This window comes from Bacillus sp. TH50, assembly GCF_016650565.1.
GTDB lineage: Bacteria > Bacillota > Bacilli > Bacillales > Bacillaceae_G > Bacillus_A > Bacillus_A mycoides.
Genome location: NZ_JAEKFM010000007.1, coordinates 791,345 through 811,954 on the forward strand (window position 1 = coordinate 791,345; position 20,610 = coordinate 811,954).

Genomic DNA, 20,610 nt, shown 5'->3' on the forward strand with positions numbered 1-20,610 from the left:
CTAAAAAAGAGAACTTGTATAGAATGTAAGCGTGTGGTAATATCAAAGATGTACTGATTGACTATATTATCCAATTGGTCATTTTTGGAGGTGACGATGTGGCGATAGATCGAAAACGTTCTATTATTGAAGCTGCAACAAAGTCTTTTTCAGCATTTGGTTATAAGGCGACGACGATGGATCAAGTTGCGAAGTTAGCGAATGTAGGAAAAGGAACAATTTATACTTTTTTCAAAAATAAAGAAGAACTATTTGGCGAAATTATCTCTAATTTAATTACAGAAATGAAGCAAGTTGCAGCAAATGCAATTCGTTCAGATATTTCATTTTTTGAAAATGTACATAGAGCATTATATAGCATATTAGAATTTAGAAAAGAACATCAGCTCATGATTAAATTAATTCAAGAAGAGCGCGATATGGGAACGAAAGAAGTACAAGAAGTGATGCAACAAGTAGATGTGGAAATCGTTTCTGTCATTCAATCTTATTTAGAGATTGCAATTGAAAAAGGTGAAATTAGCAAATGTGATCCAGAAATTACAGCGTTTATTATGCTTCGCCTATACGTATCGCTTATTTTTGATTGGGAAAAAAATCATGAACCGCTAGAAAAAGAAAAAATCGCAGAATTATTTGAACTTTATTTATTAAAAGGATTGTCAAACTAAGATAATCCTTTTATTATTATAAAAAGTGACCAATTGAACAAAGTGGTCATATGTTAATTTTAGGAGGGATAATAGAAATATTTACTTCATAGTAAGGAACAGTTGCATAGTATAAATTCGGGGATAAGGCATATGTATGAATAAGTATAGCCTTTTTGTTTGGGTAAAAATGACCAAATGAACATTTTGGTCATTTTAATAAAGGGGGAGAAATGATGAAATGGAATCAGTTACTTCGTAAAGAGTTTACTGAAATTATAAAAAGTAAAAAAATATTAATCCCAATCATTGCGGTTTTATTTGTACCGATTTTATATGCGGGTATGTTTTTATGGGCCTTTTGGGATCCGTATGAACAGCTAGATGACTTGCCAGTTGCGGTAGTCAATTTAGATAAAGGTGCAGTATTTGATGGGAAACCGATTGAAGTCGGGAAAGGGCTCGTTGATAACTTAAAAGATAATAAAAGTTTTAAATGGGAATTTGTAAGTGAAAAAGAAGCGAAAGAGGGAATGGAAGGCAGAAAGTATTACATGTTAGTACGTATTCCAGATGACTTCTCAAGTAACGCTACAACGTTATTAAAAGACGATCCGAAACCATTAAACTTAGAATACATTCCAAATGAAAGTTTAAACTTCTTATCTTCACAAATTGGCGGAACAGCAATTGAAAAAATTAAAGGTGAAGTATCAAGCACGTTAACGAAAACATATGCAGAGAAAATGTTTGATTCCATTAAAGACGTCTCAAAAGGATTAGCAGATGGAGCGGATGGAGCAGATAAGTTACATGATGGAGCTAGTGAGTTGCATGATGGCTCGAATAAAGTGACGGATGGGCTCTATACACTTCAAGGGAAATCTGGGGAGATGAAAGATGGAGTTCAGAAATTAGCAGATGGATCTAATAAATTACAAGATGGATCCGGAAAAGTGACAGCAGGTTTAAATACGTTAAATAGCAAAACGGGTATAGGGAAATTAGCAGATGGATCTGGAAAAGTAACAAATGGTTTAAATACGTTAAATGGAAAAACGGATGAAATGCAAAAAGGAATTGGCGAATTACGAAGTGGATCTGAGAAAGTAACTAACGGTTTGAATACATTGGAAAGTAAAACAGGTGAATTAAAAAAAGGAACAACTGAACTATCAAATGGTATGGAAAAACTTGTTGAGGGACAAAGTCAATTAGAAAAAGGTTCTCAAGAGATTCAAAAGGGTTTGCAGGAGTTAAATAATAAAGTACAAAACTCTGTTGCAGGATTAGGGGAAATGCAGTCGAAAGTTCCTTCTATATTAAATACAGTAAATGAGAAAATAGATGGAGCTGGAGAGAATGTAAATCAGTTAAATGAACTTACGCAATCAACAGCAGGAGATGCAAAAAATGCAGCGCAAGAGGTAGCGAATTTACAAAAGCAAATTGAAAGTTTACCGAAAGAATACCAAGAGCAGTTACAGCCATTTATAACAAATGCGGTAAAAAGTACGGCGACAGTTCAACAGAAAGCTGCCGGAGTAGCAGGCGGAACGAGCAAATTAAATGAAGAAGTAAAACAATTAAAAGGTGAAATCAGTGAAAAGACAAGTGGAATGCAAAGCAAAATACCGAATCCAGAAGAGGTGGAAAATTTAACGAGTGGTATTAAGAAATTAACGAATGCGCAAAACGAATTTGTAAGTAAGTTTCATGGATTAGGTGAAGGATTAGGTAATGCTAAAGTAGGTGCAGATAAATTAAAAAACGGATCAGGGCAATTAATTGATGGGGTAAATCAATTATTAGATGGATCTGGAAAGGTAACAGAAGGGTTAGGTACATTATCTGTAGGAGCAAACCAAATGGCAGGTGGAATAAATCAATTAGCGGACGGCTCAAGCCAAGTAACCGGCGGTTTAGGCACATTATCTGTAGGAGTAACAAAATTAGCAGATGGCTCAAGTCAAGTAACAACTGGCTTAGGTACTCTAAATGGTGGCCTAAATAAAATGTCCACTGGCTCAACCCAGCTAATCGACGGAGTAAATAAACTAGCAAATGGATCAGGAAAAGTAACAGATGGTCTTGTAAAAGTAAATGATGGTTCAGGTGAACTTGCTGAGAAACTTGGCGAAGGGGCAGAAAAAACGGGTGAAGTAAAAGGAACGGATAAAACGTATGATATGTTTGCAAGCCCTGTAAAAGTGAAGACAGAGAAACTAGCGGAAGTTCCAAACTACGGAACAGGATTTACACCGTATTTCTTATCACTCGGTTTATTCGTTGGGGCATTACTATTATCTATCGTATACCCATTACGTGATACAGTCGGCGTTCCGAAATCAGGATTCAGCTGGTTTATTAGTAAGTTTGGTGTTTTATTATCAGTCGGTATTATTCAAGCAATAGTAGCAGATGTCATATTACTGTTTGGATTAGGTGTAGAAGTACAAAGCATTCCATACTTCATACTCTTTAGCATCGTTACAAGTCTAGCATTCATCGCATTAATTCAATGTTTAGTAACAGCATTCGGTGATGCGGGCCGTTTCATTGCGATCTTAACATTAATTATACAGCTTACAACTAGCGCTGGAACATTCCCGTTAGAATTGATTCCTAAGTTTTTACAACCATTTAACGCTTGGCTACCGATGACATACTCTGTATCAGGATTTAAAGCAGTCGTATCAAGCGGTGATTTTAACTTCATGTGGCAAAATATAGGGATATTAATGATCTTTATCGTTGTATTATCACTTGGAACAATTGCTTCATTAACTTGGATGCATAAGCGCCAGTTTAGAAATATTGCTGAGAATCAATCGGTTGAAGCTTAAATAAGACCAATAAAAAAAGGCACCGAAATGGTGCCTTTTTTTATTGGTCTTGTTTTATTGGTTGAGAAAGTTCATTTGTTTTTCTATTTTTACGGAACAAGTATATAACAATACTTATAAGAATAATTGTTGCTACAATCCAAACAAATGGACCATATCTTTCAGCAAAAGTATATAGTTTCATGTTGCTGGAAATGTCCTCTTTTGTTTTTCCTATTAGAATTTCAGAGCCACTATAACCTTCAAGTGTATCTCCTTTTTTTATACCAAAAATAAGAGTGTCTGATTTGTTTTCTATTCCTGTGTATCGGTATCCTTTACCTTTAATTGTTAATTGAGTATCATCTTTTTTTAGTGTGTAGTCTTCGGAGGAAATATCTTTTCCTGACAGTGTAATTGGTTCCATTGAGAAGCGGATTTCTTTTAATGCAGGAAGAGCCTCATTGTTTAGTAAGAGCTGCTTTGCAATATGCTGCTCGGTATCAATGTTTTTCCAATTTGCCTTTCGTCGTTTATATGTATTAATTTCAAGAAGTGCAAATTCTTTATTTTGAAGTTTTTCCTCTGTAATAGGTTGCGCGGTAGTTAATGTTCCTTTTAATAAAATCACACCGTCTTGTGCAGATTGAAATGAAGAGACTTCCTTCGTTTCTTTTAATGTATTGATAGCACCTCTATAATCTTCTTTTCCTAAAAGAACAGCTCCCGTATGTACGGTTAAAATAAGATATAGGATGCTTAATACTATAATAGCTTTTTTCACTATTTTCCCTCCAAAATATGTATAAGTTAATTGTAACATAATTTTCCATATAGAATTTATTAATTTTAATAATAGGTTATAAGAATGATGGTGATAAGTAAATTAAGAGAAGTGTGGATGAGAGAGAAATACAGTTGTAAGAAAGGTGAACTGTACTTCTCTTTTAGATGAAAAGTATTTTATTCCGTAAAATCCCGATTGGTGTAGGCTAATAATCAGTGGGGGATGAATAAAATCAACCACTGATTAAAGTTTCACTTTATTGAATTCTTTTTCTCTGTATTACATTTAAAAAACCCTCAATATTTGAGCTTAAAATTTGTCCCACCGTTATATATTCGTCTTCATAGTAAAATATTAGTTTTTTATCAAAGAATGTTCTTTTCGTCTCTATGGATAGAATTTTTTTATATTCAAATTCCACAATCAATGCATTTTTACAACATTTGAATGATTGTCCATAAAAAATAACCCTCCTATTAGTGGCAAGTAACACTCCGGAACGAGGGACATTATGTGTAATAATATTGCCAATAAGTGAACATCTTAAAATGGATAAAATATTTTCTTCATGATGTAATAGTTGTTTTGCATCCTTTAAAATTTGATTCATTGCATATAATCCTTTTTTTATTTAAAATACAATCTATATGGATATTATTATAGCAAGAAAGACCATACACCAAATATGTAAAATTGCATATTTGGTGTATGGTCTTTTGAATATTACTCAGAATTGTTCTTACTTTCCAAAGAATATCTTCTCCTTAATTTTACCATATCTCATGTTTAGGCTAAATGAAAGAACAGGAATTGCAACAATTTGAATAGAAGTATATTACATGGGAGTTGATACGATGAAAGGAAATCTTACTTATTATTTTATCGTAAATCCGCTAATCATCTTTCTTGTTTACGCCCTTTCACCTATCTTTTTTCATAAAGAAAAATATATAAATATGAAAGATGCACTAGGAATACTTGTAGTTTACTATGTGCTAATTAGTGGGTATTACTTTATGGATGTTGTAAGTAAAAGAATGAAGAAAAATAGTAAGGACAAACAATAAAGTTTTATTACATAAAAACTGATGGAGGACAACAAAATGACCGAAAGCCAAATGAAATTTCGTGATACGACCATTCGCAATTTTTTTGATAAAGAGGATCGTTTAAAATCGATTCCAGGTCAAAAAAAGAAAAAGTTAGTATTGTTAGAGCATTTGATTAGCAAATTAAACGCTGAAAATCAATATACGGAAAAAGAAATTAATACATTCATAAAACAATATCATGATGATTTTTGTACGATTAGACGAGAATTCATAGTGCATGGATTTATGGATCGTGAGGATAATATGTACCATATAAACGGGAGAGAAGTGTGGACGAAGTGGGAGGAGTTATAAGTGTAATGAGGAAGGGGGATTTTCTTGCAAGCTAGTAGTCTTATACAGGAAGAGATTTCGGGAAAACCATCGATTATTGGGATATTCACTTCACCAACACTACAATTCAAAAGGATGAAGAATCAAAGAAATATATTTTTCCCGTTAGCTCTTTTAATTGTGCTTATTATAATTTCAAGTGCCTTAATGTCTTGGAATACTTTAAACAATCCTGCACTCAGTATGTTTCATGATAAAACGGGATTTACTGTTCCAAAATACATAACTTTCTTTACCACATTTGGAATTTCAGCAGTCAGCGGAATCATAGCTATACTTTTTGCACCTATATTCTATAAGAATATTATGATTTTCTTTGGAGTTGATATTAACTATAAAGAAACATTCCCGATAATCATTTATGCTTCGTTTGTATTAAGATTAGGGATGATTTTAAACGGATTAATTGCATTTTCTCTAAGTGGGTATGAGATATCTTATACAGGTTTAGGTGCAATAGCGACAGATAATATGATCTTGCATACAATCGCTCAAAGAATAGATATATTTAATATTTGGTATTACGTTTTATTAGGAATAGGTTTAAAAACGATAACGAATTTAAATAAAGACAAACTTATCCCTCTTATTATTGTACTTTTCGTTTTCACTAGTTTATTAGCGAGCATGGCTGGGTTTATGCAGGAAATATCTAAAGCGTAAGGATAGGTGGGAAGTATAATTATAAGCTTGTATGAAAAAGGTGGTTTGGATATGGACAAACCACCTTTTATCCCGCTATTTGCCGGGCAGTAAAACTCCCACCTCAAAATGCGGCTGGAGCAAAGAAGCTAGGTGGGAGATCAACAGCCCGTAAATGCCCGATTAGTAGCCCGCGCTAGTCTTGCATTTTTCTTTGTAGTAAGTCTATGAACTCTTCAATATTTGAACTTGTAATGTATCCCACCGTTATATATTCATCTTCATAATAAAATATTATTTTTTTGTCAAAAATTCTTCTCTTCGTTTCTATAGATACAATTTTTTTATACTCAAATTCGGCAATTAATGTATTTTTATATTGGCTAAAAAAGAGAAGTCTTCTATTAGTAGCAAGTAGCATGCCCGGATACGGAACTTTATACGTAATAATATAGCCAGTAAGTGAACAATTTAAAGTAGATATAATAACTTCGTCTTTATGTAATAGTTGTTTTGCAGCTGTTAAAATTGGATTCATTTTATGCATTCCTTTTATATAGATGTAAGGATATTGTATCAAAAGTGAAAAGGTTCTCAATATGTAATGTTGCATATTGAGAGTTTTAGAGGTTCTTAGTTTGATAGATTCAGTATGAGTCTTTTAAGAAAAAGGTACGAGGTGATTCAATGATACGATTAGCAAAAGAGGTTGATGCGGAATCAATTATGGATATTAGAAAAGAAATTATATTATCAGAAACTACTACAAAGTTTTTTATATCATCTCCAAATAAATTACCAAATGATATTGATTCAGAAAGAGAAAAGATACAGACAAGTAGTGAAAAAGGCAACCTTTATATAGTTTACGAGGTAGATAGTAAGGTGGTTGGCTTTCTGGTTTTCAAACGATATGAACTAGAACGGTTACGACATGCAGGCACAATGGGAATGGGGATTAGGGAGGCGTATTGTAATCAAGGCATTGGTACGAAACTAATTGAATTTCTTATTAGTTGGGCTAAAGGGCAGAAAGGTTTAGAGAAAATTTGCTTAGGTGTAGTTTCTATTAATGATAGGGCAATTAAAGTGTATAAACGTATGGGCTTTGTAGAAGAAGGAAGGCAAAGAAAGCAAATTAAATACGAAGATGGATCATATGGAGACGACGTATTGATGGGTTTTTATATTGGCTAAAAAAGAGAAATCTTCTATTAGTAGCAAGTAACATGCCTGGATACGGGACTTTATTCGTAATAATATAGTCAGTAAGTGGCCATCTTAAAGTAGATACAATAACTTCGCCTTTATGTAATAGTTGTTTTGCAGCTGTTAAAATAGGATTCATTGTATACATTCCTTTTGAAAAGACTCCCAATATTGCATATTGGGAGTCTTTTTTTAGTAGAAGTGTTTACACTTAGCAAATCTTAAGTTCCAATCGTTCTTTCTGACGAAGATGATGTGCAAAATGCATAGAAATGAGCTGGAACCATTCTGCCGCATTTAAGTAACCAAGTCCAGGGTGCTCTACTTTACAATCATTAGGAATAGAAGTTAGCGTTGGCTCAGCGTTTTTCACGATTGTAATTAATTCCAGAAAACGCTCTTGTATTTCTTCTTTGTTAGTTGGATTTTCAGGTGTGTATCCAGGGTGCTCAGGTACCTTTATTTGTATGTCAGGGAAAGCTCCCAGTATATATACTTTTTCACCCATATCCGTTTTGTTGTTAGCTACAAATGATGTTTCAGTTTTACATTTCTCGATTGCATCTAATTGCATATACGTAGCCGAAAGTAAATGATTATACATTTGACCGAGAGACCATTCTTCAGCAGAAGGTTTTGTCCTAAATTGTTCAAGAGAGTACTTTTCTAATTCCTCTAAGTAATACGTTGCTAAACTTTCAAATTTCTCTAAAGTGGTAGTACTGTTCATATCGTTAGCTCCTTTTTATGAAAATGTATTTGTTGATACTTACTATAAAGGAGGGCTACTGACAACATTATGTCAGTAGTGAAATGCAACAATTAAAGTTGTAACATTTTTTTTGCTTCATCACGGATTTTCTCAGAAAGAATTTTTGGCTCTAGTACTTGCACTCGGCTCCCCCAGCTTAATACCCATTGAAATACTTCGTCTATGTTTCTGGACTTCAAAAAGACATGAAAATCATTATCTTTATACTCGTAGGAATCTATAAAAAAGTATCGTGACTCAATAACTTTATGTGCAATATGAGATGCGAACAATAAATGAATTGTAACAGTGCGATTGTTTTCAGGTTGATAGTCTTGTAAAGAAAAGTCTTTAGGTTTTGTAAAAAACTCTTGTTCTTGTTGCAATTCATCCATACGATCTAAACGGAAATTACGTATTTGTTTTCGAAGTAGACAATGAGCAACGATGTACCAAATCCCTGAAATATTGACTAAACCGTAAGGGTGAACGGTCCGTTTTATTTTTGTAATATCTCTTGGTTTACGATAGTAAAAGGAGATAGATTGCTCTCTTTGAATAGCTTCTTGTAACAAGAAAAGTTGGCTCTCTAGTTTTTCTTGCTCGGCTTGCTGGTTTGAAAATATAGGAGAAAGAAAACGAAAAGTTCCTCGTAACTCTCGGGCTTTCTTTTGTTGATCAGTAGGGAGGACTACCTCAAGTTTCTCTTTTGCTGATTGCGCATGTACAGAAAAAGAAGAATTGAAAGTTTTCTCGATATAATCACCGCCTAATAAAAGAGTAACAGCCTCTTCAGGCGTAAGGTGAATGGGTGGTAAGAAATAACCATCCATTAATGAATAACCGTGGCCAGGCATTGCGAAAAGCGGGACACCAGATTCACTAAGTGCATCCATATCTCGATAAATAGTGCGTATACTTGTCTCAAATTTTTCAGCTAAGCTTTGTGCTGTAACGGTTTGTTTTCTTTGTAATTCAATTAATATAGCTAATAAACGATCCGTCCGATTCATGAAATATCATCCTTTATTTTATAAATATTCTTATTGTGAAATTCTAAAAGTAGTGTGTAATTCCCTGCCATTAACAGACTTTTCCCTATGTATAATATTAATATAGTAAAATCATAAGAACCTATATTGCAGTTTCCAATAATATACTATATAATCAGGATAAGAAAACGTTTTCATGCAAAGGGGGAAATTTCGTGTCGACTATCGAGGACGTGGCGAAATTAGCGGGGTTATCAAGGACAACGGTTTCTAGGGTGATCAATAATCATCCATATGTTTCAGATGAGAAGAAGAAAAGGGTTCAATTAGCAATGAAGCATTTAGGCTTCGTTCCTAATTCTGCGGCGAGAAGGCTTCGTAAACAAAAAACAGAAACAATTGCGGTGCTTGTTCCAAGGATTACAAATCCTTTTTTTAGTAGATTTATTGAAGCAATCGAGATTGCTGCTTCTGAACATAAATATAAACTGATTATTTGTCAAACAAGATATTTACCGGAAAAAGAGATGGAGTATTTACAATTATTATCTACGAAACAAGTAGATGGGATTATTCTATGTTCACTAGAAAATCCATGGGAGAATGTGGAGCCATACTTGCAACACGGTCCAATCGTGTTATGTAATGAATATATTGAGGAAGCAAATGTTCCAACAGTGAAGTTCGATCATGCACAGGGTGCATACATAGCTGCCAATCATGTATTAGAACAAGGCTATCGTAATCTGATTTTTTGCCGTGGCAACGAAACGAAAGTAGTGAGCCAACAGCGAAAAATGGGCTTTTTACGCGCTATTACTGAAAAGAGTAGAGAAGTGGAAGCGATCGATTTTCTTGAAAACGCTTTCTCTTGGGATGATGGAAAACGAATATTCAATGAAGTATTAAAGGACAAAAAAAATCCTACCGCGATTTTGGCAGGAGGCGACGAGGTTGCAGCTGGAATTATCTCAGAGGCGAAACGCCATGGTTGGAGTATTCCAGAAGATCTCGCTGTGATCGGTTTTGATAATCAAATTTTAGCGCAGATTACAGAGCCAGGTATTACGACAATTGAACAACCAATCGACGAGATGGCCCGAAAAGTTGTCGACTTAATGATGGATAAAATCCATACGAAAAATTATCGACAAAAAGAATTGTATGAGTTTGAACTGGAGCTCTTGGTGAAAGGTTCAACGATGAAGGATACGATGTTATTAGCCTAGTAGACTATGTCTGCTAGGTTTTTTTATGTTTACAAACTACTATTCTTCGTGAACGCAATCGTCACATTTGTTATGGTATGCTTCGTGCTGCTCATCAATTTCCTTTCCGCAATGAGAACAAGTTTTCGTCGGTAAATTTCGGAAAAACTCCATTGGTTGATCGATCATGTCAATCCCTCCATTTCCATTTCTTACTATCATTGTATTAGTACAAATAACAAAAGTCAACAACTGTTTTATAACAAAAGTGAAAATTAATGAAAAAGTTTAGGAAATGGATTATAGTTAACAATGTAGGATGTAAGTAAAAAACTTTCTCAAGTACGGAAAAAACGGCATTCCTACGCGGTTTTAGAAAGGATGGATACATATGAAGATGACTGTTGTCGGCTTTTGGGGCGGCTTTCCAGAAGCGGGAGAAGCAACGTCGGGGTATTTGTTTGAACACGATGGTTTTCGTTTACTTGTAGACTGTGGCAGTGGTGTACTAGCACAGCTTCAAAAATATATAACACCATCTCATATAGATGCAGTTGTACTGTCACACTATCATCATGATCATGTTGCAGACATTGGGGTGCTGCAATATGCAAGATTAATTACGAGTGTGACAAAAGGACAACTACCGGAGTTACCAATATACGGTCATTCGTTTGATGAGAATGGATTCCATTCTTTAACGCATGAACCGCATACGAAAGGAATCGCGTACAATCCAGAAGAAACACTTCAAATTGGACCGTTCTCCATTTCATTCTTAAAAACTGTTCATCCTGTTACATGCTTTGCGATGCGTATTATAGCTGGCGATGATGTTGTTGTATACAGTGCAGATTCAAGTTATATTCCTGAATTTATTCCGTTCACAAAAGATGCTGATCTTTTCATTTGTGAATGTAATATGTATGCACATCAAGAGGCTGCAAAAGCAGGGCATATGAATAGTACAGAAGTAGCAAGTATTGCGAAAGATGCAAATGTAAAAGAACTTTTATTAACGCACTTACCGCATACAGGCAACCCATCTGATTTAGTAACAGAAGCAAAACAAATTTTCAGTGGCCATATTACGCTAGCGCATAGTGGCTACGTATGGAATTCATGAGGTGATACGATGTTATTTATTGATAATAAAGGGATTACAGATCCTAGAATAAACTTAGCAATTGAAGAATATTGTGTGAAGAATTTAGATATTAACGAAACATATTTACTGTTCTACATTAACAAACCTTCGATTATCATTGGTAAAAACCAAAACACAGTAGAAGAAATTAATGCAGATTACGTAAAAGAACAAGGAATTCATGTCGTTCGTCGTCTATCAGGCGGAGGCGCAGTATATCATGATTTAGGAAACTTAAACTTCAGCTTTATTACGAAAGATGATGGAGATAGTTTCAGCAACTTTAAAAAATTCACAGAACCTGTAACGAAAGCGCTTGGTAAATTAGGCGTAAATGCAGAACTAAGTGGTCGTAACGACATTTTAGCTGAAGGTAGAAAAATTTCAGGTAACGCGCAGTTCTCAACGAAAGGTCGTATGTTCAGTCATGGTACGTTACTATTTGACTCTGAAATCGATCACGTCGTATCAGCACTTAAAGTGAAAATGGATAAGATTCAATCAAAAGGCATTAAATCAATCCGTAGCCGCGTTGCGAACATTACAGAGTTCTTAAACGAAAAAATGACGACAGAAGAGTTTAGACAACTTCTTCTAGAAACAATTTTCGAAGGTGAGACAGAAATTCCAACGTACGAATTAACAGAAAATGATTGGAAAGAAATCCATAAACTTTCTGAAGAGCGCTACCAAAATTGGGACTGGAACTACGGAAAATCTCCGAAGTTCAACTTACAACATTCACACCGCTTCCCAGTTGGACAAGTTGACGTTCGTCTTGAAGTGAAAAAAGGAACAGTAACAGAATGTAAAATTTTCGGTGACTTCTTCGGCTCACTAGATGTTCATGACATTGAAGAGCGTCTAACAGGCGCACAATTTGATAAAGATGCATTCACTGTAGCTTTAGAAGGCGTAGATATCGCACGCTACTTCGGTAATATTACAACAGAAGATTTCTTACATTTATTCTTCTAAAAGAAGAAGCCATCCCAAAATATCTTTTGGGATGGCTTTTTTTATTATGAATTCATTTACCGTTAAAAGCGTCCCTAAAAACATCTACTAGCAGGACATTCTTTTATTATAAAGGAAGTATATATAATTAAAGGAGGATGATCGAAATGAAAAGGATAATACACTTTATATTATTGATCAGCTTCGTTATTGGAATGACAGCTTGTAACGATGAAACTTCTTCAAACCGTACGACTTTGTCTATTGGAAAGCCAGCGAAGGATAATGTCATATATTATACGCATACAAATAACAAACAAAAAATAAATGATATACAAACTATGTTTCAAAATAAGAAATGGAAAAGAAATGAAACGTTTAGTAGCGTTGGTAAAACGCCAGATGTTGTCTTGTCGATAGATGAAGACAATAAAGGATTACCGAGACTATATGTTACAGTCTACTTGCATGAAAATGGAGCGGACGCTCTCAATTTGTATGGAGAGTATACGGCTTTAAATAAAGAGGAAGGTGAAAAACTTAGGGGAAAGATGAGTGCATATTATCCTACAATGATTTTAGCTACAGTTTAACTATATGTTTGTACCTGTTTCTTTCACATATAATTCTCGTATCTTACTAAAGTATTCTGGAAGAAAGTGGTTTATGTATATTCGATTAATGGAATATCACTTGCTACTTTAATTTTCTTTTAATATAATTAATTTAGAATTTTTAAATATTCTAAATTTTATAAAGGTGGGGTTTGTGTGAATCTCGTTCAATCTTTGGCTGAAACGGCAAAAAAGAAGGGGGATAAACCGGCGTACATATTTATGGATCAGTCGGTCTCTTATGACCAATTAAACAAAGTGGTCACTAGGTTTTCTAGTAATTTAGCAAAAATGGGCATTGGAAAAGGGGACAATGTCGCATTAGCTGTAGGCAATTCACCACATTTTTTAGTAGGTTTATACGGAACGATGAAAGCCGGAGCAACTGTCATTCCGATTAATCCAATTTATACAGCAGACGAAATACATTACATATTACAAAATGGAGATGTAAAAACAATCATTGTACTCGACGTCCTTCTACCTGTTATACAATCTCTTACAACAAGACTTCCTTCACTTGAAAACATCATCATATGCGAAACCTCATCAGATTTTACTCATACAGAAACGGAAAAAATGAAAACGTTTACTAGTTTTATAGGAACTGGAGATATAACTTACGAAGGTCCTGAACTAGATGAAGAAGATGTAGCTGTTATTTTATACACTTCAGGTACAACTGGAAAGCCAAAAGGCGCTATGTTAACACATAAAAATTTATATAGTAACGCAAGCGATGTTGCGTCATATTTACAATATACTGCGGATGATCGCGTCGTTGCGGCATTGCCGATGTTCCATGTGTTCTGTTTAACAGTTGCAGTAAATGCGCCGATTGTGAACGGGGCAACGATTTTAATGGTACCGAGGTTTAGTCCGAAAGAAGTATTCCGTATTTGTCGTACGTATGAACCAACGATTTTTGCAGGTGTGCCGACGATGTACAATTACTTATATTTATTCGAAGAAGCAAGCGCAGAAGATGTAAAGACGCTTCGTCTCTGTATTTCAGGTGGTGCGTCAATGCCTGTTGCCCTTCTGCAAAACTTTGAAAAACGTTTTGATGTGATTGTTTCAGAAGGATACGGCTTATCAGAAGCATCACCAGTTACTTGTTTTAATCCGTTAGATCGTCCTCGTAAACCAGGTTCGATTGGTACAAATATTTGGCACGTAGAAAATAAAATTGTGAATGAACTTGGGGAAGAAGTACCTGTCGGTGCAGTTGGGGAGCTAATTGTTCGCGGACCTAACGTTATGAAGGGTTACTATAATGCGCCAGAAGATACAGCTGCGACACTTAAAGACGGCTGGCTATATACAGGAGACTTAGCGAAAATGGATGAAGAAGGTTACTTCTATATCGTCGATCGCAAAAAAGATATTGTTTTAGTTGGTGGTTATAACGTATATCCTCGTGAAGTGGAGGAAGTATTATACACTCACGATTCGGTAGCTGAAGTTGTCGTAATTGGCGTTCCTGATGAAAACTTAGGAGAAGCAGTGCGAGCTTACGTCGTTCTGAAGCAAACGAACGTAACAGAAGAGGAGCTTACGCATTACTGCACGCTGCATTTAGCGAAATACAAAGTGCCAAAGAGCATTGAGTTTTTAACAGAATTGCCGAAGAATACAACTGGTAAGTTGTTACGAAGAGCTTTGAGAGAGAAGGCATTGCAAGTATAAAAATAAAGATATCCATCACTATGACTACATGTATAGAGATGGATATCTTTTTGTCCCAAAAAAGCTGGATTAGTTTGGATGGACAAAATTCCTACTGATTAAAGTTTCGCGTTATTTTTTAGAATTGGTTAAGCTATAAGCCCATATATTTAAAACGTAATATTGCTAATAAGGAGGAGATATACGTGGAGCAGAAGGAATTACGCTTACGGAAAGTGCAATATCTTATTTGTGACATTATGGATGAAATGAATATGGAGAGGGAAAAGAAGAACTTAGAAACATTGCAAAAGGTAATTGATCACCTTTCAGGGGCGATAGGTGATTTAGTTGATCCATCAAGCTCGTATTCTATTGATTATTTGGAAAGAAAAGTTCACACGGCGCATTATTTACTTTTTAAAAATGAGCGGAAGGCGTACTTATGTAGGAAATAGTATTATTAATTTTATTTGACATTGATAATCATTATCAATATGATAGTTATGTTGGGTATATTCATATAAAAGGAGATGTCGTATTGATAATGATTAAGAAAAAATATGTTAATGCGTTCGTTATAGCAGCAACTTTAGCAGTTCCATTCAGTGGTATTATGGCACCGATTGCGAAAGCAGAAGCGGCAGTAGAAATGAAAGCAAATAGTAAACTTGCAGATGGTACATATGACGTTATTTTAAAAACTTATAAAGATCAAACGAATGAAACATCTGTTGCTTCTACGTATTTAAAAAATGTAAAAGTAACAATTCAAGGTGATAAAAAAATCGTTACGTTAACAGTTCAAGATAGTAGCTATTTCCAGTATCTTAAAGTAGAAGATACTAATAAAGTGGGGACATTTCATGATGTGAAAGTGATCTCTGAAGATAAAACAAATAATGGTACGAAAGTTGTTCAATTTGAAATTGATGAGTTCTCGAAAAAATATAATATGCAAATGCACATATTAATTCCAGCAATTAAATATGATCATAAATATCAAGTGCAGTTTGAAATCGATGCGAGTGCAATTGAAAAGAAATCTAAGTTCTCAGATGTACCGACTTGGGCACAAGAGTCAGTTCAATATTTAGTAGACAAAGAGGCAGTACACGGTAAGCCAGATGGTACATTTGCACCCGCTGAAAATATCGATCGTGGTTCAGCAGCAAAAATATTAGCTACTGTTTTAGGGTTAGAAATTAATAAAGGTGCGAAGCCATCATTCCGCGATGCTCAAAATCATTGGGCTACACCTTACATCGCAGCAGTTGAAAAAGCTGGCATTGTAAAAGGTGATGATAAGGGTAACTTTAATCCGAGCGGGCTAATTAACCGTGCATCGATGGCTTCTATGCTTGTGAATGCATATAAATTAGAAAGAAATGAAAATATTAAACTACCAAAAGAATTTGCTGACTTAAAAGATCATTGGGGTGCGAAGTATGCCAATATTTTAATCCAAGAAAACATTTCAGTTGGAACAGATAATGGCTGGGCTCCAGATAAAGCGGTAAGCCGCGCAGAAGCAGCTCAATTTATTGCGAAGACTGATAAGTTAAAGAAATAAATCGAAACTAAAATCAGTGGGATTCCATTCCCGCTGATTTTTAACTTGTATGAAGTTTCTTATATAATAATTCTAAATTCCAAGTTGACACATGTGAATTACGGAATTAAAATAAAAAGAAATCAAACAGAATACAATAGAAGCTCATCAGAGAAACTGAAGGCGCACAACGTTCACTTTTGTGAATAGATTGTGTGCCTTTTTCTATTGTACAAACTAAGGGGGCTTTATATATGAAACAGTGGAGTAAGACAGCATTAATGAAAAGTACAGGTGTTTTATTATCAGCATTTGTCCTTTTGTCAGGGTGTGGTTCGGCAACATCCACTAACAATTCTGAAGGAAGTGCAGATAAGAAGACAGTCGAACTTTTAAATGTTTCATATGATCCAACGCGTGAGTTATATCAAGATTTCAATAAAGACTTTGCGAAGTATTGGAAAGAGAAGCATGGTCAAACAGTAAATGTAAAGCAATCACACGGGGGATCTGGAAGTCAGGCACGCTCCGTTATTGACGGTTTAGAAGCAGACGTTGTAACACTAGCGCTCGCTTATGATATTGACGCGATTAGTAAGAAGAAACAACTAGCAGAAGATTGGCAGAAGCGACTTGCGGATAATTCTACTCCGTATACATCAACGATTGTATTTCTTGTTAGAAAAGGAAACCCGAAAGGAATTAAAGATTGGGATGATTTAACGAAAAAAGGTTTGTCTGTCATTACACCAAACCCAAAAACATCTGGGGGAGCACGGTGGAACTATTTAGGGGCGTGGGGATATGCACTGAAGAAATATAACAATAGTGAAGATAAGGCGAAAGAATTTGTCGGTCAAATTTATAAAAACGTGGAAGTACTAGATTCAGGAGCACGCGGGGCAACGACAACTTTCGTTGAAAAAGGAATGGGTGATGTGTTAATCGCTTGGGAAAATGAAGCGTTATTATCACAAAAAGAACTTGGAAAAGATAAATTCGAAATTGTAACACCTTCGATTAGTATACTTGCCGAGCCGCCAGTAGCAGTTGTAGACAAAGTCGTTGATAAAAAGGGAACGAAAAAAGTAGCAGAAGGATATCTTGAATATTTGTATTCAGAAAAAGGGCAAGAAATTGCGGCGAAAAACTTTTATCGCCCTCGTAATGAAAAAGTAGCAGAAAAGTACGCATCACAATTTCCGAAAGTTCAATTATTTACAGTTGATGAACTATTTGGAGGATGGAAAAAAGCACAAGAAAAGCATTTTAATGATGGCGGCGTATTCGATCAAATGTATAAAAAATAAGGGGGGATGAGGTGACGTTATATGAGGAAGAAGCGTGTCTTACCAGGGTTTGGATTATCTCTTGGATTTACAATGCTATATATGAGCTTATTCGTACTTATACCACTTTCTATCGTATTTATTCAAACTTCGCAGCTAGGCTGGAAGAAATTCGCACAAGTTATAACGAGTGAGCGCGTGTTGCATTCGTATCAAGTAAGTTTCACAACTTCACTTGCAGCGGCAATCGTAAATGCCATTTTCGGTTTATTAATTGCCTGGGTACTCGTTCGCTACACATTTCCAGGGAAACGGTTATTAGACGGACTAATCGATTTACCATTCGCTCTTCCGACTGCTGTAGCTGGTATTACACTTACGACGCTTTATGCGGAAAATGGCTTTATTGGAAAAATATTTAGTGTGTTTCATATAAAAGTAGCTTTTACCCAGCTCGGCATTATTGTTGCACTTACGTTTATTGGCTTACCATTTGTCGTTCGAATGGTGCAACCAGTGCTGCAAAGTATTGATAAAGAAGTAGAAGAAGCAGCTTCTAGTTTAGGGGCGTCACGCTTCCAAATATTTGTGAAAATCATTTTGCCAGAAATATTCCCGGCCTTGCTTGCTGGTTTTTCACTCGCCTTTGCTCGGGCGTTAGGGGAATATGGATCTGTCGTGTTCATTGCAGGTAATATGCCAATGAAAACAGAAATTGCACCGCTTATGATTATGACAAAACTCGAACAATATGATTATGCAGGCGCAACAGCTGTAGCGGCTGTGATGCTTATTATTTCTCTCCTTTTCCTACTATTTATTAATATGATTCAAACTTGGAGCAGAAGGCATGAACTGAAAAGTGAATAGGAGGGGAGAAAATGGAACCAACATTATTAGAAAAGAAAATAGTAAAAAGCGTATCAGTTAAAAAAGAATCTAAGTTTGTACCCATTCTATTCATTACGATAACAGTTTTATTTTTATCTCTCTTTCTATTACTGCCGCTCGTGACAATTTTTATGAAAGCATTCGAACGAGGAATTGATGTATATATTGCCGCAGTAACAGATCAAGAAGCATTTTTGGCAATTAGGTTAACACTTCTCGTTGCTTTAATCGTTGTGCCGCTGAATACGATATTCGGAATAGCAGCGGCTTGGCTTATTACGAAGTTTCAGTTTAAAGGAAAGCAAGTATTATTATCTCTTATTGAACTGCCGTTTGCTGTATCACCAGTCATTGCAGGATTAGTATTCGTTTTACTTTTCACACCTCGTGCGAATCTTGGCGGATGGTTAATGGAACACGGGATAAAGCTCATCTTCTCTGTTCCTGGCATTATCATTGCGACGATATTTGTTACGTTTCCGTTCGTTGCGCGTGAATTAATCCCGGTTATGCAGGCGCAAGGAAAGAGTGAAGAAGAAGCGGCTCTATCACTTGGCGCAAGCGGATGGAAAATGTTTTGGCGCGTCACATTGCCAAATATAAAATGGGGTCTATTATACGGAATGATTTTATGTAACGCCCGGGCCATTGGTGAATTCGGAGCAGTTTCCGTTGTGTCTGGTCACGTGCGCGGCATGACAAATACAATGCCGCTTCACATTGAAATTTTGTACAATGAATATCAATTTTCAGCAGCGTTCGCTGTGGCGACTTTAATGTCACTCATCGCAGTTTTTACGCTCGTTATAAAAAACTGGATTGAATGGAGAATGGAAAAACGACAATGAGGAGTGAGTGCGGTGAGTATTCAAATTCAAAATGTATCAAAACAATATGGTACATTTCAAGCGCTGACAGACATTCATTTGGATATTCCAAAAGGAGAACTTGTTGCCTTATTAGGCCCATCAGGTTCTGGGAAAACGACATTATTACGAATTATTGCAGGACTAGAAGAAGCGGATGGAGGCTCCATTTCATTTGATGGAGAAGATTTAACTGATATTCGCGTGAAAAACCGGCAAGTCGGTTTCGTCTTCCAGCACTATGCACTTTTTAAACATATGAATGTATTTGAAAATGTCGCTTTCGGTTTAAAAGTAAGAAAGAAAAACTTACGACCTTCAGCTGAAGTAATAAAAGAAAAAGTAACAGAACTATTGAAACTAGTAAAAATGGATGGTTTCGCAAAACGTTATCCAGCGCAATTATCTGGCGGACAACGCCAACGTATCGCACTAGCCCGGGCACTTGCAGTCGAACCGAAAATTTTATTGCTAGATGAACCGTTTGGTGCACTTGATGCAAAAGTACGGAAAGAATTGCGAAGATGGCTCCGGAAACTACATGACGAATTTCAAATTACGAGCGTATTCGTAACGCATGACCAAGAAGAAGCGCTAGACGTTGCGGACCGCATCGTTGTAATGAATGAAGGACGCATTGAACAAATGGGAACGCCGGAAGAAGTGTATGAAAAACCAGCAAGTCCGTTCGTATATGACTTTTTAGGAAACGTGAATTTATTTCACGGCCGCGTTCATAAAGGTAAACTAAATGTAGGATCGGTGGAGCTAGAAGCACCAGAGCATAAGCACGTTTCAAACGTAGACGGAGTGGGATATGTAAGACCACATCACCTATCAATCGATCGTACGAAACAAAGTATAGATGCCATCCCGGCGAAAGTAACATACTCACATGCAGTTGGCCCTGTCGTATATGTAGAATTGAAGCGCGACGGAACAGATGAGTATTTAGAAGCAGAAATTAGTAAAGAACAGTTTAGACAACTAGGCATTCAAACAGGTGAGTTTGTATACGTACATCCGAGAGAAGTGAAGGTGTTTATTCCGGAGGATTTTGTTATTTAATAATAAGGTGCAGTCCCTATATGAGTATGTATAGGAGCTGCATTTTTTT

General features: G+C 35.7%; 23 protein-coding genes and 1 pseudogene. 17 read left to right on the forward strand and 7 right to left on the reverse strand.

Going from position 1 to position 20,610, the window contains the following annotated elements; translation table 11 throughout:
• Positions 1-98 precede the first annotated feature (98 nt).
• Together JFU23_RS21115 and JFU23_RS21120 are read left to right on the forward strand one after the other, a co-directional pair.
• Entirely contained in the window at positions 99-671 is a 573-nt protein-coding gene (locus tag JFU23_RS21115; RefSeq protein WP_002134846.1) for a TetR/AcrR family transcriptional regulator, read from the forward strand.
• Positions 672-886: 215 nt separating this feature from the next.
• A complete protein-coding gene (locus tag JFU23_RS21120; RefSeq protein ID WP_201032644.1) occupies positions 887-3,496 on the forward strand; it encodes a YhgE/Pip domain-containing protein in 2,610 nt (869 codons plus the stop codon).
• Between the two features lie 40 nt (positions 3,497-3,536).
• On the opposite strand, the gene JFU23_RS21125 is transcribed toward JFU23_RS21120, so the two are convergent.
• Positions 3,537-4,298 (reverse strand): hypothetical protein, encoded by a 762-nt coding sequence (locus JFU23_RS21125; RefSeq protein WP_016093125.1) that lies wholly within the window; start codon positions 4,296-4,298, stop codon positions 3,537-3,539.
• A 220-nt stretch (positions 4,299-4,518) separates the two neighbouring features.
• The gene (locus JFU23_RS21130; protein ID WP_201032645.1) at positions 4,519-4,872 is read right to left on the reverse strand and encodes a PH domain-containing protein; all 354 of its coding nucleotides are present in this window, start codon (positions 4,870-4,872) and stop codon (positions 4,519-4,521) included.
• Between the two features lie 244 nt (positions 4,873-5,116).
• On the opposite strand from JFU23_RS21130, the gene JFU23_RS21135 reads away from it, so the two are divergent.
• The 3 genes from JFU23_RS21135 to yknW are packed head-to-tail and all read left to right on the forward strand — an operon-like array spanning position 5,117 to position 6,370.
• On the forward strand, positions 5,117-5,329 hold the full coding sequence (locus tag JFU23_RS21135; RefSeq protein WP_002134854.1) for a hypothetical protein: 213 nt from the start codon (positions 5,117-5,119) through the stop codon (positions 5,327-5,329).
• A 36-nt stretch (positions 5,330-5,365) separates the two neighbouring features.
• Positions 5,366-5,668 (forward strand): DUF2087 domain-containing protein, encoded by a 303-nt coding sequence (locus JFU23_RS21140; protein WP_201032646.1) that lies wholly within the window; start codon positions 5,366-5,368, stop codon positions 5,666-5,668.
• Positions 5,669-5,692: 24 nt separating this feature from the next.
• A complete protein-coding gene (gene yknW, locus JFU23_RS21145) occupies positions 5,693-6,370 on the forward strand; it encodes a YknW family membrane protein (protein WP_016094582.1) in 678 nt (225 codons plus the stop codon).
• Between the two features lie 175 nt (positions 6,371-6,545).
• On the opposite strand, the gene JFU23_RS21150 is transcribed toward yknW, so the two are convergent.
• Positions 6,546-6,887, reverse strand: coding sequence for a PH domain-containing protein (locus tag JFU23_RS21150; protein ID WP_201032647.1), 342 nt, complete (start codon positions 6,885-6,887; stop codon positions 6,546-6,548).
• 149 nt (positions 6,888-7,036) lie between these two features.
• On the opposite strand from JFU23_RS21150, the gene JFU23_RS21155 reads away from it, so the two are divergent.
• Positions 7,037-7,546, forward strand: a complete 510-nt coding sequence (locus JFU23_RS21155) for a GNAT family N-acetyltransferase (RefSeq protein WP_201032648.1) — start codon at positions 7,037-7,039, stop codon at positions 7,544-7,546.
• On the opposite strand, the pseudogene JFU23_RS21160 reads toward JFU23_RS21155, so the two are convergent.
• The 3 genes and pseudogenes from JFU23_RS21160 to JFU23_RS21170 all read right to left on the reverse strand — a co-directional run.
• A pseudogene (locus tag JFU23_RS21160) lies at positions 7,521-7,706 on the reverse strand (PlcR-regulated protein PRP2); the annotation flags it as partial. The gene JFU23_RS21155 and the pseudogene JFU23_RS21160 sit on opposite strands and share 26 nt — an antisense overlap.
• A 63-nt stretch (positions 7,707-7,769) precedes the next feature.
• Positions 7,770-8,288 carry a DinB family protein gene (locus JFU23_RS21165; RefSeq protein ID WP_016093119.1) on the reverse strand — a complete coding sequence of 173 codons (519 nt, stop codon included), beginning with the start codon at positions 8,286-8,288 and terminating at the stop codon, positions 7,770-7,772.
• Between the two features lie 92 nt (positions 8,289-8,380).
• Positions 8,381-9,322, reverse strand: a complete 942-nt coding sequence (locus JFU23_RS21170; protein ID WP_201032649.1) for a helix-turn-helix transcriptional regulator — start codon at positions 9,320-9,322, stop codon at positions 8,381-8,383.
• 194 nt (positions 9,323-9,516) lie between these two features.
• Between JFU23_RS21170 and JFU23_RS21175 the strand changes: the two genes are divergently transcribed.
• Complete coding sequence (locus JFU23_RS21175) at positions 9,517-10,530, forward strand: LacI family DNA-binding transcriptional regulator (RefSeq protein WP_002087115.1); 1,014 nt, start codon at positions 9,517-9,519, stop codon at positions 10,528-10,530.
• A gap of 39 nt (positions 10,531-10,569) precedes the next feature.
• On the opposite strand, the gene yhfH is transcribed toward JFU23_RS21175, so the two are convergent.
• Complete coding sequence (gene yhfH, locus JFU23_RS21180) at positions 10,570-10,698, reverse strand: protein YhfH (RefSeq protein ID WP_078184059.1); 129 nt, start codon at positions 10,696-10,698, stop codon at positions 10,570-10,572.
• A gap of 202 nt (positions 10,699-10,900) precedes the next feature.
• On the opposite strand from yhfH, the gene JFU23_RS21185 reads away from it, so the two are divergent.
• The 10 genes from JFU23_RS21185 to JFU23_RS21230 all read left to right on the forward strand — a co-directional run bounded on the left by JFU23_RS21185 (position 10,901) and on the right by JFU23_RS21230 (position 20,561).
• Positions 10,901-11,635: an MBL fold metallo-hydrolase gene (locus JFU23_RS21185; RefSeq protein ID WP_002140760.1), complete on the forward strand. Its 735-nt coding sequence runs from the start codon at positions 10,901-10,903 to the stop codon at positions 11,633-11,635.
• A gap of 9 nt (positions 11,636-11,644) precedes the next feature.
• On the forward strand, positions 11,645-12,634 hold the full coding sequence (lplA, locus tag JFU23_RS21190) for a lipoate--protein ligase (RefSeq protein ID WP_201032650.1): 990 nt from the start codon (positions 11,645-11,647) through the stop codon (positions 12,632-12,634).
• A 146-nt stretch (positions 12,635-12,780) separates the two neighbouring features.
• A complete protein-coding gene (locus JFU23_RS21195) occupies positions 12,781-13,206 on the forward strand; it encodes a hypothetical protein (RefSeq protein ID WP_201032651.1) in 426 nt (141 codons plus the stop codon).
• A 177-nt stretch (positions 13,207-13,383) separates the two neighbouring features.
• Entirely contained in the window at positions 13,384-14,916 is a 1,533-nt protein-coding gene (locus JFU23_RS21200) for a fatty acid--CoA ligase family protein (RefSeq protein ID WP_201032652.1), read from the forward strand.
• Positions 14,917-15,101: 185 nt separating this feature from the next.
• A complete protein-coding gene (locus JFU23_RS21205; protein ID WP_002030353.1) occupies positions 15,102-15,353 on the forward strand; it encodes a hypothetical protein in 252 nt (83 codons plus the stop codon).
• Positions 15,354-15,442: 89 nt separating this feature from the next.
• Positions 15,443-16,468, forward strand: a complete 1,026-nt coding sequence (locus JFU23_RS21210; protein WP_201032653.1) for an S-layer homology domain-containing protein — start codon at positions 15,443-15,445, stop codon at positions 16,466-16,468.
• A gap of 233 nt (positions 16,469-16,701) precedes the next feature.
• On the forward strand, positions 16,702-17,757 hold the full coding sequence (locus JFU23_RS21215; protein ID WP_201032654.1) for a sulfate ABC transporter substrate-binding protein: 1,056 nt from the start codon (positions 16,702-16,704) through the stop codon (positions 17,755-17,757).
• 21 nt (positions 17,758-17,778) lie between these two features.
• Positions 17,779-18,606 carry a sulfate ABC transporter permease subunit CysT gene (gene cysT, locus JFU23_RS21220; RefSeq protein WP_002168928.1) on the forward strand — a complete coding sequence of 276 codons (828 nt, stop codon included), beginning with the start codon at positions 17,779-17,781 and terminating at the stop codon, positions 18,604-18,606.
• 11 nt (positions 18,607-18,617) lie between these two features.
• Complete coding sequence (cysW, locus tag JFU23_RS21225; protein ID WP_201032655.1) at positions 18,618-19,475, forward strand: sulfate ABC transporter permease subunit CysW; 858 nt, start codon at positions 18,618-18,620, stop codon at positions 19,473-19,475.
• Positions 19,476-19,487: 12 nt separating this feature from the next.
• On the forward strand, positions 19,488-20,561 hold the full coding sequence (locus JFU23_RS21230) for a sulfate/molybdate ABC transporter ATP-binding protein (RefSeq protein ID WP_201032656.1): 1,074 nt from the start codon (positions 19,488-19,490) through the stop codon (positions 20,559-20,561).
• The last annotated feature ends 49 nt before the right edge of the window (positions 20,562-20,610 follow it).

Coding starts and splice junctions, on each gene's coding strand:
- JFU23_RS21120 (WP_201032644.1), top strand. CDS start 887: ATGAAATGGAATCAGTTACTTCGTAAAGAGTTTACTGAAATTATAAAA.
- JFU23_RS21125 (WP_016093125.1), bottom strand. CDS start 4,298: ATGTTACAATTAACTTATACATATTTTGGAGGGAAAATAGTGAAAAAA.
- JFU23_RS21130 (WP_201032645.1), bottom strand. CDS start 4,872: ATGAATCAAATTTTAAAGGATGCAAAACAACTATTACATCATGAAGAA.
- JFU23_RS21135 (WP_002134854.1), top strand. CDS start 5,117: ATGAAAGGAAATCTTACTTATTATTTTATCGTAAATCCGCTAATCATC.
- JFU23_RS21140 (WP_201032646.1), top strand. CDS start 5,366: ATGACCGAAAGCCAAATGAAATTTCGTGATACGACCATTCGCAATTTT.
- JFU23_RS21150 (WP_201032647.1), bottom strand. CDS start 6,887: ATGAATCCAATTTTAACAGCTGCAAAACAACTATTACATAAAGACGAA.
- JFU23_RS21155 (WP_201032648.1), top strand. CDS start 7,037: ATGATACGATTAGCAAAAGAGGTTGATGCGGAATCAATTATGGATATT.
- JFU23_RS21165 (WP_016093119.1), bottom strand. CDS start 8,288: ATGAACAGTACTACCACTTTAGAGAAATTTGAAAGTTTAGCAACGTAT.
- JFU23_RS21170 (WP_201032649.1), bottom strand. CDS start 9,322: ATGAATCGGACGGATCGTTTATTAGCTATATTAATTGAATTACAAAGA.
- yhfH (WP_078184059.1), bottom strand. CDS start 10,698: ATGATCGATCAACCAATGGAGTTTTTCCGAAATTTACCGACGAAAACT.
- JFU23_RS21185 (WP_002140760.1), top strand. CDS start 10,901: ATGAAGATGACTGTTGTCGGCTTTTGGGGCGGCTTTCCAGAAGCGGGA.
- lplA (WP_201032650.1), top strand. CDS start 11,645: ATGTTATTTATTGATAATAAAGGGATTACAGATCCTAGAATAAACTTA.
- JFU23_RS21195 (WP_201032651.1), top strand. CDS start 12,781: ATGAAAAGGATAATACACTTTATATTATTGATCAGCTTCGTTATTGGA.
- JFU23_RS21210 (WP_201032653.1), top strand. CDS start 15,443: ATGATTAAGAAAAAATATGTTAATGCGTTCGTTATAGCAGCAACTTTA.
- JFU23_RS21215 (WP_201032654.1), top strand. CDS start 16,702: ATGAAACAGTGGAGTAAGACAGCATTAATGAAAAGTACAGGTGTTTTA.
- cysT (WP_002168928.1), top strand. CDS start 17,779: ATGAGGAAGAAGCGTGTCTTACCAGGGTTTGGATTATCTCTTGGATTT.
- cysW (WP_201032655.1), top strand. CDS start 18,618: ATGGAACCAACATTATTAGAAAAGAAAATAGTAAAAAGCGTATCAGTT.